General features: G+C 70.4%; 11 protein-coding genes. All 11 read left to right on the top strand.

What is annotated here, in order from left to right; all coding sequences use genetic code 11:
- Positions 1 to 55 precede the first annotated feature (55 nt).
- The 11 genes from AB0I03_RS19360 (at position 56) to AB0I03_RS19310 (ending at position 13,364) form a co-directional block, all read left to right on the top strand.
- Positions 56 to 1,576 (top strand): sugar ABC transporter ATP-binding protein, encoded by a 1,521-nt coding sequence (locus tag AB0I03_RS19360; protein WP_360414704.1) that lies wholly within the window; start codon positions 56 to 58, stop codon positions 1,574 to 1,576.
- Positions 1,573 to 2,625: an ABC transporter permease gene (locus AB0I03_RS19355; RefSeq protein WP_360414702.1), complete on the top strand. Its 1,053-nt coding sequence runs from the start codon at positions 1,573 to 1,575 to the stop codon at positions 2,623 to 2,625. The genes AB0I03_RS19360 and AB0I03_RS19355 overlap by 4 nt, the downstream gene beginning before the upstream one ends.
- Positions 2,622 to 3,650 carry a sugar ABC transporter permease YjfF gene (locus tag AB0I03_RS19350; protein ID WP_360414700.1) on the top strand — a complete coding sequence of 343 codons (1,029 nt, stop codon included), beginning with the start codon at positions 2,622 to 2,624 and terminating at the stop codon, positions 3,648 to 3,650. Before AB0I03_RS19355 ends, AB0I03_RS19350 begins: the two co-directional genes overlap by 4 nt.
- Before the next feature lie 196 nt (positions 3,651 to 3,846).
- The gene (locus AB0I03_RS19345; protein ID WP_360414923.1) at positions 3,847 to 4,749 is read left to right on the top strand and encodes an ABC transporter ATP-binding protein; all 903 of its coding nucleotides are present in this window, start codon (positions 3,847 to 3,849) and stop codon (positions 4,747 to 4,749) included.
- Complete coding sequence (locus tag AB0I03_RS19340; RefSeq protein ID WP_360414698.1) at positions 4,746 to 5,597, top strand: ABC transporter permease; 852 nt, start codon at positions 4,746 to 4,748, stop codon at positions 5,595 to 5,597. Before AB0I03_RS19345 ends, AB0I03_RS19340 begins: the two co-directional genes overlap by 4 nt.
- A gap of 40 nt (positions 5,598 to 5,637) precedes the next feature.
- On the top strand, positions 5,638 to 5,832 hold the full coding sequence (locus tag AB0I03_RS19335; protein ID WP_360414921.1) for a helix-turn-helix transcriptional regulator: 195 nt from the start codon (positions 5,638 to 5,640) through the stop codon (positions 5,830 to 5,832).
- Positions 5,833 to 5,992: 160 nt separating this feature from the next.
- Complete coding sequence (locus tag AB0I03_RS19330) at positions 5,993 to 7,129, top strand: histidine kinase (protein ID WP_360414696.1); 1,137 nt, start codon at positions 5,993 to 5,995, stop codon at positions 7,127 to 7,129.
- The gene (locus AB0I03_RS19325; RefSeq protein ID WP_360414693.1) at positions 7,126 to 8,325 is read left to right on the top strand and encodes a response regulator transcription factor; all 1,200 of its coding nucleotides are present in this window, start codon (positions 7,126 to 7,128) and stop codon (positions 8,323 to 8,325) included. Before AB0I03_RS19330 ends, AB0I03_RS19325 begins: the two co-directional genes overlap by 4 nt.
- Positions 8,326 to 8,405: 80 nt before the next feature.
- Positions 8,406 to 11,510, top strand: a complete 3,105-nt coding sequence (lanM, locus tag AB0I03_RS19320; RefSeq protein ID WP_360414691.1) for a type 2 lanthipeptide synthetase LanM — start codon at positions 8,406 to 8,408, stop codon at positions 11,508 to 11,510.
- Between the two features lie 205 nt (positions 11,511 to 11,715).
- Entirely contained in the window at positions 11,716 to 12,615 is a 900-nt protein-coding gene (locus AB0I03_RS19315; protein WP_360414689.1) for an ABC transporter ATP-binding protein, read from the top strand.
- Positions 12,612 to 13,364, top strand: coding sequence for an ABC transporter permease (locus AB0I03_RS19310; protein WP_360414687.1), 753 nt, complete (start codon positions 12,612 to 12,614; stop codon positions 13,362 to 13,364). The genes AB0I03_RS19315 and AB0I03_RS19310 overlap by 4 nt, the downstream gene beginning before the upstream one ends.
- Positions 13,365 to 13,367: the final 3 nt, after the last annotated feature.

Genomic DNA, 13,367 nt, shown 5'->3' with positions numbered 1-13,367 from the left:
CGCCCGGACGCTTCCAGTCTCCGCATCTTCCAACCCCAAGCGAAGGTCTCATTCCATGTCTGACGACCCGATCGTCCAGATGACCGGGATCAGGAAGGACTTCACCGGTGTCCGCGCCCTCGACGGCGTGGACTTCACCCTCAGGCCAGGAGAGATCCACGCCGTCATGGGGGAGAACGGTGCCGGGAAGTCCACACTGATCAAGGTGCTCACAGGCGTCCACGACCCTGATGCCGGCGACATCCTGCTCGACGGGAAGCCGGTCCGCTTCCACAGCCCGGGCGCGGCCCAGGCCGCCGGGATCTCCACGGTCTACCAGGAGGTCAACCTCACCGACAACCTGTCGGTGGCGGAGAACCTCTTCGCCGGGCGCGAACCGCGCCTCGGCCCGTTCATCAACTTCCGCGCCATGCGCCGCAAGGCGAAAGCGCTCCTGGACGACATCGGGATCGACCTCAACGTCGCCGCGCCCCTGTCCTCCTACTCGATCGCCATGCAGCAGCTCGTCGCGATCGCCCGCGCGGTCGACATCGAGTCGAAGGTCCTCATCCTCGACGAGCCGACCTCCTCGCTCGACCGCGACGAGGTGGCCGTCCTCCTCGGCGTCATGCGCCGCCTCGCCGCCCAGGGCACCGCCATGGTGTTCATCTCGCACTTCCTCGAGCAGGTCTACGAGATCTGCGACCGGATGACGGTGCTGCGCAACGGGAAGCTCGTCGGCGAGTGGGCCACCGCAGACCTGCCGGAGAACGAGCTCATCGGGCACATGCTCGGCCGCGAAGCCGTGGTCCTCGAGCAGATCGAGCGAGCCGCCGCCGCGCACCACGTCGCGGACGAGGAACCGCTCGTGCGGGCGTCCGGCCTGGGCCGCAGGGGATCCATCGCGCCGTACGACCTCGAAGTCCGCCGCGGCGAGGTCGTGGGCCTGGCCGGGCTGCTCGGCTCCGGGCGCACGGAGACCATCCGGCTCATCGCCGGGGCCGACCGCGCCGACTCCGGGTCGCTGGCCTTCGAGGGCGCGACGGTGGGCGGCCACAACCCGCGCACCGCCTCCGCCCGCGGCATCGCGTACTGCCCGGAGAATCGCAAGACCGAAGGGCTCGTAGGCGACCTCACGGTGGCCGAGAACATGATCCTGGCGATGCAGGCCTCGCGCGGTTGGGCCCGGTCGATTCCGGTGGCCCGCCGCGACAAGCTCGTCGCCGAGTTCATCGAGAAGCTCGACATCCGCCCGGCGAATCCACACATGCCGGTGAAGAACCTCTCCGGCGGCAACCAGCAGAAGGTGCTGCTCGCCCGCTGGATGCTCATCGAACCGAAGCTGCTCATCCTCGACGAGCCCACGCGCGGCATCGACGTGGGCGCCAAGGCCGACATCCAGAAGCTCGTGGCCGAACTCTCAGGCGAGGGCATGGCGGTCCTGTTCGTCTCCGCCGAACTCGACGAGGTCACGCGCCTGTCCGACCGGATCGCGGTCCTGCGCGACCGCGAACTCATCGCCGTGCTCGAATCCGAGGCCGACATGACCACCGAGAAGATCGTGGACACCATCGTGGCGAAGGGCGGTGAGCGATGAACGCCTACGCGAAGCGCCTCATGTGGCCGGTGCTGATCCTGGTGGCGCTCATCATCGTCAACATCGCCGCCACCGGCATCGACTTCATCATTCCGAGCGTCAACGACGACGGCCGCCTCGGCGGCGCGTTCGTCAACATCCTGCGCCGCTCCGCGCCGCTGCTGCTGATCGCGCTCGGCATGACGCTCGTCATCGCCACCAAGGGCATCGACCTGTCGGTGGGCGCGACGTACGCCATCGGCGCGGCCATCGCCTGCCAGATGATCATCGACGGCACCGACCAGTCCGCGGCGGGCCTCATCTTCTCCGCCGTGGCCCTCGCGCTCGTCGTCACCGCCGTCATCGGCGCCTGGAACGGGACCATGGTGGCGTACTTCGGCATCCAGCCGATCGTCGCCACCCTCATCCTCATGATCGCCGGGCGCGGCATCGCCCAGCTCGTCACCGGCGGGCAGATCCCGAAGGTCGACGACTCGAGCCCGTTCCTGCAGCTCGGCCGCGGCGAGATCCTCACGATCCCGGTGCCGATCTGGATCGCCGCCCTCGTGCTGACCGCGATCGCACTGCTCACCCGCAAGACCGCCCTGGGCCTGCTGCTCGAATCGGTCGGCGGCAACCCCGAGGCGAGCCGCCTCGCGGGCATCCGCTCCAAGGGCATCACCGTCCTGGTGTACCTGGTGTGCGGCCTGTGCGCGGGCCTGGCCGGGCTCATCGGCGCGGCCAACGTCGGCAGCGCCGACGCCAACAACGGCGGCCTGTGGATCGAGCTCGACGCGATCCTCGCCGTGGTCATCGGCGGCACCGCGCTCCTCGGCGGCCGGTTCTACCTGCTGGGCACCACCATCGGCGTCGTCATCATCGGCATGCTGGACGACACCATCATCAACGTCGGCCTCTCGAGCCAGTGGCAGTTCACTGCGAAGGCCATCGTGGTCTTCGCCGTCGCGCTGCTGCAGAGCCCCGAGTTCCGGGGCTGGATCCTGAAGCCGTTCAAGCCGAAGCCGGAAGCCGCCGCGCCCGCGCCCGCCGAGGAGGTCCCGGCCAAATGAGCACCGAGACACTGACCGAGCGCCCGGGGCGCTCGACCCTGTTCGACGGCCTCACCAAGTACATCCCGATCGGCGCCACCGTGGCGCTGCTGATCGTGATGTACCTCGGGGGCATCGCCAACTTCCCGAACTTCGACAGCCCGCAGGTCCTCGCCGGGCTCTTCATCGACTACGCGCCGCTGCTGGTCATCGCCGTCGGCATGACGTTCGTGATCCTCTCGGGCGGCATCGACCTCTCCGTGGGCTCGGTGATGGCCTTCTCGACGATGGGGTGCGCGTGGCTCACCGTCGACGCGGGGGTCTCGGCGCCGCTGGCGATGGTGCTGGTGCTGGCGTTCGGGACGCTCTGGGGACTGCTCATCGGCGCGGTGATCCACTACTGCAACGTGCAGCCGTTCATCGCGACCCTCGTGGGGCTCTTCCTGTTCCGGGGCCTGACGCTCCAGATCTCGGACACCGACGTGTCCATGCGCGAGGTCGACTTCTGGCAGTGGGGCATGACCCACGTCGAGTTCGGCGGGAAGGTCCGCGACGGCGGCTTCTGGCTCCCGTACCTGTCGTTCATCGCGTTCGCGGTCGTGATCATCGCGTTCGTGGTCCTGCACTACACCCGGTACGGGCGCGGCGTCTACGCCGTCGGCGGCTCGGAGCAGTCCGCGCTGCTCATGGGCCTCCCGGTGGCGCGCACCAAGATCGGCGTGTACGCGATCAGCGGGTTCTGCGCCGCCCTCGCCGGGGTGCTGGCCGCGTTCGCGACCAAGAGCGCCAACCCGCTCGCGAACGTCGGCGCCGAGCTCGACGCGATCGCCGCCGTGGTCATCGGCGGGACGCTGCTCACCGGCGGGGCCGGGTTCGTCCTCGGCACCGTCGCGGGCGTCATGGTCTGGGGCCTGCTCAACACGCTCATCTCCTTCCACGGGGGGCTCTCCTCGTGGTGGGCGCGGATCGTGATGGGCGTGCTCCTGCTCGCGTTCATCCTCCTGCAGCGCTTCCTCGCCCGCTCGGGCGAGAAGCGGCGCACTTAGCCAACCTCTCCGCACCGCGAGGGCCGTCCATCACCTGATGGGCGGCCCTCGTCGTTATACGGTTCGACGGAACTGTGCGGCGAGATGTAGTATGTGTGCTATCAATGAATGAACGTATGCAACGGAGATGAAGATGGGACACCCCCCGCCTTTGAGCAGTGCAGACGGGCCCGCGATCGTCGTGACCGATCTGCGCATGAGTTACGGCGCGACGGCGGTGCTGACCGGGCTCGACCTCGAGGTCGAGCCCGGCGGGGTCACCGCACTGCTGGGGCCCAACGGCGCCGGCAAGACCACCACGATCGAGATCCTCGAAGGCTTCCGCGCCCGCTCCGACGGCGACGTGCAGGTGCTCGGCGTCGACCCGGCGCACGGGGACGAGGCGTGGCGCGCCCGGCTCGGCGTCGTCCTCCAGGAATGGCGCGACAACGGCAAATGGAAGGTGCGCGACATCGTCGCGCACTTCGCCGAGTATTACAAGCCGTACGCCGAGCCCTGGGGCGCCGACGAACTGCTCGAGATGGTCGGCCTCGCCGCGCAGTCCGGGCAGCGCGTCAGGACCCTCTCCGGCGGCCAGCGCCGCCGCCTCGACGTGGCCCTCGGCATCATAGGCCGCCCGGCCCTGCTGTTCCTCGACGAGCCGACCACGGGCTTCGACCCGCACGCGCGCCGGGAGTTCCACGAGCTCATCCACCGGCTCACGGACCTCGACGGCACCACGATCCTGCTCACCACGCACGACCTCGACGAGGCCGAGAAGCTCGCCGAGCGGATCCTCATCCTGGCAGGCGGGCGCATCATCGCCGACGGCTCGCCCGACCAGCTCGCCCGTGCCGCCGCGACCACGGCCGAGGTGAAGTGGATCCAGGACGGGCAGGCGCAGATCCACGCCACCGACGACGCCACGGACTTCGTGCGCAAGCTCCTCGCCACGGACGGCGGCTCGGTCACCGAGCTCGAGATCCACCGCGCCAGCCTCGAGGACGCCTACCTGGAACTGGTCGCCCAGTTCGAGGCCGGGGAGGGCGCGACCGCCGTCGACACCTTCCTTGCCAATTTATGGCTCGCAAGCTTCGCCAAGAGAGAGGCCATCCGATGAGCACCAACACCCTGCACGAGTACCGGACCGGCTGGAAGCGCGCGCTGATCGAGACGAAGATCTCGCTCACGTCCCCAGGGGACATGATGGGCTTCGTCATGCCGACGGGGATCGCGATCGTCGTGCTCCTGTTCATGCAGCGCGCCGACTTCGAGGGCGCGCCGGTGTCCTTGGGCTCCATGAACATGCCGAGCCTCATCGGCATGAATGTGGTGTTCGGCGGCATCACGGCGATGGTCGGCTCGCTCGCGATGGACCGGACGAACGGCACGCTGCTGCGCGCCAAGTCGATGCCCGGGGGCATGACCGGCTACCTGGTGGGGAACCTCGTCTCGACGGCGATGTTCATCAGCGTCACGGTGGTCGTGCTGCTCGCCGTGGGCCTGCCGCTGTTCGACGGCCTCGAGTTCGGGACGCCCGACCGGTGGCTGATCTTCGTCGCGGTGCTGCTCATGGGGATCGTCGCGGCGCTGCCGATCGGCGCGGTCATCGGGGCGCTGCTCGACAACCCGCGCAACATGGGCCTGGTCATGTTCCCGATCATGGGCTTGATCGCGATCTCGGGGATCTTCTACCCGATCACGGCCCTGCCGGGCTGGCTGCAGGGGGTCGGGCAGGTCTTCCCGATCTACTGGATGGGCCTGGGCATGCGGCACGCGCTGCTGCCGGATGCGATGGCGGCCGTGGAGATCGGCGGCCAGTGGCGCACCGTTACCATGTTCGCCGTGCTCGCGGTCTGGGCCGTGGCGTCGATGGCCTTGGCGCCCAGGCTGCTCCGGCGGATGTCGCGGCGCGAATCGGGTTCGGCCGTGGCGGCGCGCCGGGCCGACATGCAGAGGGACTGGTGATCGAGTCGTGGCCGCGGACGAGGTCTACAACCGCATCGCGATGCTGCGCGCCGAGCGGGGCGTCTCGCGGCGGCAGCTGGCCGACGCCCTCGGCGTCCACTACCAGACCGTCGGCTACCTCGAACGCGGCGAGTACAGCCCGAGCCTCCACCTCGCCTTGAAACTCGCGGAGTACTTCGAGGTGCCGGTGGAAGTCGTCTTCTCCACCAAGCCCTTCCCTCGCCTCGGCGCGTAGCGGAAGGGCCGGCGCCCCGCTCCCGGCAACACCACGGCGTTGAGCCGGCCGGGTGCGCGGGGCGGCCGGGCGAGTCGGGATCCGTCGTTCGCGGCGGGTCCCGATTCGTTGGGGGCCAAGCGTTCCCCTAAGGCCGCCGCGGCACCGATATGGTAGTGGCATGACCACACGCGGACAGGCGCTGCGGCTCGACGACGTGGCCGTGGCCGGGGTCGCCGTGCTCGTGTGCGTGGCCATGGGCGTCATGGGGCAGCCGGACTGGTGGTGGTCGACGGCGATGGCCGCGACCCTGGTCCTGCGCCGCGCGGCGCCGCTGCTGTTCGCCGTGGCCGCAGCGGCCGTCTCGACGGTGCACCTGGTCCTCACGACCTCGCTGCTGGTGCCGGGCGACCTCGTCCTGCTGGTGGCGGCCTACACGGTCGCGGCGGACGCTTCGCGGCGGACCCGGCGGGGCGGGCTGGTGCTCTGGGCGGTGTTCGTGGTCGTGTTCGGCGGGCTGGCGCTGTCCGGCGATGCGCCAGTGGCGGGCGCGAACCTGTTCGCCGTGGGGCTCGTTGCGGCGGGGCTCATGACCGCGTCGTCGGTCGGCTACCTCTCGCATCGCAAGACCGATGCGCTGCGGGTCGCGGAGTTCCGGCGGATGCTGTCCGAGCACGACGCCGACGCGAGGGCGCGCCTGGCGACCTATGAGGAGCGCGAGCGCATCAGCGACGACATCCACGACGTCCTCGCCCACACCCTCACCAGTGTCGTCGTGCAGGCCGAGAGCGGGCGGGCGACCGCGCCGACCCCTGAGGTCGCGGACCTGTTCGCCGTGATCGCCTCCAGCAGCCGGGCCGCACTGTACGAGGTCAGGGGCCTCCTGGCTTCGGCCAACGAGGTGGGGACCCACCCGACGCCCGGCCTGGACGACCTCGACGAGCTCATCGCGAGCTTCGCGCGGTCGGGCCTGCGCGTCGAACTCCGGCAGTCCGGGGAGCCGACCCCGCTCGGCCCGGGCATGGCCCTCGCCGTGTACCGGGTCGTGCAGGAGTCGCTGACGAACGCCCTGCGGCACGGCCACACCGGCGAGGCCGACGTCCGGATGGACTGGGGGCCGCGGGCACTGACGCTCACCGCCACCAACCCCCTGGACGGCGGCTCCCGGCACCGGCCGATCCGGGGGAACCGGGGCCTCGCCGGCATTCGGCGGCGCTGCGCCCTCTACGGCGGCGACGCCTTCTATGAATGCGCTGAAGTTTTCACTGTGGTAGCGACATGGCCATTGACAATTCAGAAGGATGTGACCAAGGCATGAGCGAATCGGTCCGGTCTATTGATGTCCTCGTCGTCGACGACCAATCGCTGGTGCGCGACGGATTAACCCGCATCGTCAATGCGCAATCGGATATGCGGACCGTCGGCATCGCCGCCGACGGCGAGGAGGCGATCGCGCGGGTGCGGGAACTGCGGCCCGACGTGGTGCTCATGGACATTCGCATGCCTGTACTGGACGGGATCGAGGCCACCCGGAGGCTCATCGGCGACCGCGTGAGCCCCGCGACGCGGGTCCTGGGGCTGACCACGTACGACCGGGACTCGTATGCGATCCGGATGCTCAAGGCCGGCGCGATCGGCTTCATCCTCAAAGACAGCACCGCCGCCCAGCTCGTCACCGCGATCCGCTCCGCGCACAACGGGACCTTCACCGCGGCGGGGAGCACCACGCAGCGGCTCCTCGACAAGATCGCCACGGACGCACCGGTTCCGGCCGCTGCCGGCGCCGATGCGCTCGCCATGCTGACCAACCGCGAACGGGCCGTGTTCGAGCTCGTCGTGGCCGGGGCCTCGAACCCCGAGATCGCCCGGGAGCTGTTCATCGCGGAGGTCACGGTCAAGACCCATGTGGGGCGGATCCTCGCGAAGATCAACGTGCGCGACCGGGTCGCGCTGGTGATCTGGGCCCACCGGCACGGGCTCGCGGACCTCGGCACCGCCGGGGCCGGCCCGGGACGCAGGGCGGACCGAGTGTTACCAGACGAACACGTGTCGCGCTTCCGTCGATGGAACCACATCGGGAGTCCGACCATAGTGGGATATCCATGGAGAAGATCCCCGAATCGTATAATGCGGTCATCCGTGCGGACCGTTAGCCTTGGCGTTGTAAAGAGCCATCGCGAACAAAAGACGCTCGATCCCCAATCGACCGTCCTTATTACTCGTCGATGGCGACCCCCCATCTGGTTCATTCAACGGCTCCCGCGGAGATGGGCGACAATGCCGCGGACTGCCTCGCGAGATAGGAGAAGCATGAACGACTCCATTCAGCAGGAACTCACGATGGTCAGCCCGAGCTGGGACGTCGAGGCCCGCGAAACCGACGGCACCACGCCGTCGCTGCAGGCCCAGATCGACGCCGAGTTCGAGAAGATCATGAGCCCGTACCTCGCCAGCAGCGGCTGGCTGTGCACCGTCACCATCGAGTGCGGCACGTTCATCTGCGCCTGCCAGTAGGCCGCATCGGCGGGCGGCTCGGGTCTCGCACCTGGGCCGCCCGCCTTTCCCGTACCCCCGCGAAGAGACAGGATCGAACGGTGCCCACGAGCAACGACATGCTGGTACTGGCCCAAGCCGCGGCGCTCCACGAACGGCGCCCCGGCCCGGCGAACGGGAAGGGCGCGAACCCCGCGGCGACCGACGCCTGGGCGCGGCGCCTCCTCGACGAGAACGGCGCACTCGACGCCTACCTGCTGCTGCAGGGACTCGACCGGGAAGGCCTCGCCGCGCTGCTCTCCGGCGGCACCTGGACACCGCGCCCCGGCAGCACCTCCTGGCTCGTGCAGGCAGACGCGTGGCTGGTGCGCCCCGCCGCACCCCCGCGCCCGACCGGGCCGCTCGTCGTCGAAGGCACCCCCGTCGACCGCCTCCCGTTCCCCGGGCTGCTCGGCCCGGTCGCCGCCGCGCAGGCCGCGCACCTCGACCGCTGGCCCGCGCTGGCGCCGGAGGCGCGCGCCGACCTCCTGGACCGCCTCGCCGAACGCCTCGCGACACTCGCGATGCGCTGCCTGGTCACCGAACTCGCGCGCGACACCGCCCCGGGCGCGTACGAACGACTCGACACCGCGCTCGCGAGACCCGAAGAGCGACTGCGCTTCTACGCGCGGTACCCCGTCCTGGCCAAGGACCTGACCGTCGCCATCGCGAACTGGCGGGCGCAGGTCGGACGGGTCCTCGACCGCCTCGCGGCCGACGCCGACGCGCTCGCGGACGCCGGACTGCTGCCCTGCGATCCCGGCACACTGCGCGCCGTCGACCTCGCCACCGGCGACAGCCACGAAGCGGGCCAGTCCGTCGCGATCCTGCGCTTCGCCGACGGACACCGGCTCGTCTACAAGCCCCGGGACTGCGCCGTCTTCGCCCTCTACCGGGACACGCTCGACGCGCTCGCGCCGAGCCTGCCGCCCGAGTCGCGCCTGTACGCGCCGCTCGCGCTGGTGCGGCCCGGATACGGGTGGGTCGAGCACATCGAACACGCCACCGACACCGCCGAGCCCGGCCCGTACCTGCGCAAACTCGGTGCGCTGCTGGCGATCGCGCATGTCCTCGGCGCCTCCGACCTGCACCTGGAGAACGTCATCGCGTCCCCTGCAGGGCCCGTCCCGGTCGACCTGGAGACCCTCGTCCAGAACCGCAGCCACGACTCCGGCGCCGCGACCGCCGCCCAGAAGGCGGCCCGGTGGCTGAACGAGTCCGTGCTCGGCACCGGCATCCTGCCCGTCCAGCTCACCGCCGGCGAAGGCACCAGCATCGACGTCAGCGTGAGCACCGGCGGCCTCAACGAGGACGCCGGGAACGCCACCGCGCACCAGCTCGTCCACCCCTGCACCGACCGGATGCGGATCGAAGCCGTGACCGGCCCGATCGGCAGGGCCAAGAACCAGCCGCCCGGCATGACCGCCGCGCTCGTCCGCGAGCACCGCACCGCCCTGAGCGACGGCTTCGCCGAGACCTACCGGGCCGTCATCGCCCAGCGCCCGCGCCTGCGCGCGATCCTCACCGCCGCACCGGACATGACCGTGCGCCACATCGTGCGCGCCACCCGCTCCTACTCGCTCCTGCTCACCGAGATGCGCCAGCCCGGCCGCCTGCGCAGCGGCATCGACCGCGACCACCTCCTGCGCAGCCTGTGGGTGCGCCTCGCCGACCACCCCGACGACGCCGAACTCGTGCGCGCCGAAGAGCACGCGCTCCGCCGCCTCGACATCCCCCTGTTCACCACCGGCTTCGACACCGCCGCACTGCGCACCGACGGGCACGACGTCGCACCCCGCCACTTCCAGCGCACCACACGCGAGGACGTGCTCCACCGCCTCGACCGGCTCACCGGCGACACGCTCACCGCGTCGCAGCCGCTCATCGAGGAATCGATCCTCGCCGCCACCCCCGCGCGCGAACACACCGAACCGGAACCCGAAGCGCCGCAACGAGTCGGCGACACCGCCGCGGCACTGCGCCGCGCCGCCCGCGCCCAAGGCCGGCTCCTCGCCGACACCGCCATTCTCGGCGACGACGACGCGACCTGGATCAGCGTGTGCAGCAGCACCGACAGCACCGGCCTCGAATACCGGCCCATCGGCCCCACCCTCTACGACGGACTCGCCGGCATCACCTTCGCCGCCGCGTACGCCCACGAGACCCTCCCCGGCCTCGGCCTCGACGACCTCGCCCACCGCACCGCGCACGCCGTCGCCGCCATCCTCGACGACTGGGACCAGGACCGCGTCGACCTTCCCATCGGCGCCTTCAGCGGCGCCGCCGGACTCCTCTACGCCCTCGCCCACTACGACACCCGCCTCGGCGGCGGACGCCACCGGGACCTGCGTGCCGCTACCGTCCGGCGCCTCGCCGCCAACGCCGCCCACGACACGTTCTACGACGTCATGGCCGGCGCCGCCGGAGCGAGCGCGGTCATCGCGGCCCTCCCCGAAGCCCGCACCGACTACGGCCGCACCGCACTCCGCGTCCTCGCGGACCACCTCATCGCGCACGCCACCGACACCGGCGACGGCAGCCTCGCCTGGGAGACCGGCATCGCGCACGCCCGACTCGGCGGCTTCTCCCACGGCGCCACCGGCATCGGCTGGGCCCTCGCCCGCACCGCCGCCCTCCTCGGCGACGACCGCATCGCCGCCGCCGCACACGCCGCACTCCGCTTCGACGACACCCTCTACGACCCCGCCAGGCACCGCTGGCTCGACGTCCGCCCCGAAACCGTCGCCCAAGGCCGGGCCTACCCCGCCCACTGGTGCCACGGCACCGCCGGCATCGCCATGGCCCGCGCCGCCGCCGCGACACTCCTCAACGCACCCGAACTGCTCGACCTCGCCGCCCTCGGCGCGCAGGCGACCACCGGCGACACCCTCCCCACCGACGACTCCCTCTGCCACGGCACCCTCGGCAACCTCCTCGCCATGACCGAGACCGCCCGCCACACCCCCCACGACAACGGCCTCCGCGACTACCGGGCCCGCGTCACCGACCGGCTCGCCCGCACCGCACCGCACAGCGGCCTCCCAGCGGGCATCACCACCGTCCGCGGACTCATGCTCGGCACCGCCGGCGTCATGCACGCCCTCTGCCGCGAACTCGACCCCGCCCTCCCCAACCCGCTCATCCTCGAAGGCCCACCCGGGCGCTGACCGCAGCACACCATCCACTAAGGACCGCGCACCCCGGGTCGGCCGAACGGCCGACCCGGGAAGCCGCCCGGCAACTGCCCGCGGCCGACCCGGATCATACGATCGCAGGAGCCTTCGACCAGCGGATTCCATACCGTGGCATGATTCGCGAGCCGCCCCGTACAGGGATCATTGGCACCATGTTGATCACCCAGACAGGCCTCCGATGAACACGGTCATCGTCACCCGCGGCCTCACCAAGCGGTTCAAGAGCCACACCGCGGTCGACAGCCTCGACCTCCTGGTCCCACAAGGCGTCGTCTACGGATTCCTCGGCCCCAACGGGTCCGGGAAATCCACCACGATGAAGATGCTCCTCGGCCTCACCCAGCCCACCGCCGGCGAGATCGACCTCTTCGGACAAGCCCTCACCCCCGCCACCCGCGGCAAGCTCCTGCCCTCCATCGGCTCGATGATCGAAGCCCCACCCGGCTACGGGCACCTCACCGGCTGGGAGAACATGCAGATCGTCCGCGCCATGCTCGACCTCGCCGAACCGCAGATCGAACGGGCCTTCGCCACCGTCCGGCTCACCGAGCACAAGCACAAACTCGTGCGCAACTACTCCCTGGGCATGAAGCAGCGCCTCGGCATCGCCATGGCCCTCGCCCGCGAACCCGCCATGCTCGTCCTCGACGAACCCACCAACGGCCTCGACCCCGCCGGCATCGAAGAGATCCGCACCCTCCTCGTCGACCTCGCCGGACAGGGCATCACCGTCATGGTCTCCAGCCACCTCCTCGACGAGATCGACAAGATGGCCACCGTCCTCGGCATCCTCTCCTCCGGCAAGATGATCTTCCAAGGCACCCGCGACCAGCTGTTCCAGCACTCCATCCCCGACATGGTCATCGAGACCCCCGACCGCGAGACCGCCGGCCGCCTCGTCGAAGGCGCCACCGTCATCCCCGAAGGGATCACCGTCAGCGGCCTCGACAAGGACAAGACCGCCGCGCTCGTCAAATACCTCGCCGAAGCCGACGTGCCCATCCACCAGGTCCGACGCGTCCAGCAGAGCCTCGAAGACGTCTTCATGGACCTCACCGGACGATCGGGCCTCCTATGAGCCGCGCCGTCACCCTCGAATTCCGCAAGATGCGCCGCCTGCGCACCCTGCCGCTGCTCATCGGCATCATCACCGCCGTCGCCGCACTCAGCGCCGCCTCCCTCTTCGCCGGCTCCACTCGCGAGACCTTCGACGACCCCGCCGCGGCGCCCTGGGCGGCACTCCTGCTCAGCTACACCATGATGGCCGCGATGACCTCGCCGATCCTCGCCGCCGTCCTCGCCAGCCGCCAGACCGACATCGAGCACTCCGGCATCGGCTGGACCCTCGCCTCCACCGCCGGCCGCAGCCCCGGCGCGCTGTGCCGGGCCAAACTCGCGGCGCTGGCGATCCTGCTGGTGCCCGCGGTCGCGGCGCAGTCGCTCCTGGTGGTCGGCATCGGGGTCCTCGCCGGCATCCAGGTGCCGCTCGACCTCGCGCCGTGGGCGCTCTACACGGCCCTGCTGTACCTGGTCGACGTCGCGTTCTGCGGGCTGCACATCTGGCTGGCCGCCCGCGTGGAGAACCAGCTGGTCAGCGTCGGGGTCGGCGTGCTCGGCGCGTTCCTGGCAGTGTTCTCGCTCCTCATGCCCCAGGGCGTGAGCTACGTGGTCCCGTGGGGCTACTACGCCGTCATCTCCCATGCCGGGCAGTCCGGGGGATCGGTCGACTACGTGACCGCACCGTACGGGCTGGTGGCCGGATTCCTGATCCTCGTCGCGGTCCTCTTCGCCTGGTTCACCAGGCGCTTCGACCGGATCGAAAGGTAGTGC

Source organism: Glycomyces sp. NPDC021274, from assembly GCF_040641195.1.
Lineage (GTDB): Bacteria > Actinomycetota > Actinomycetes > Mycobacteriales > Micromonosporaceae > Glycomyces.
Note: the sequence above shows the minus strand (reverse complement) of the source record. Positions and strands in the feature narration are given on the sequence as shown.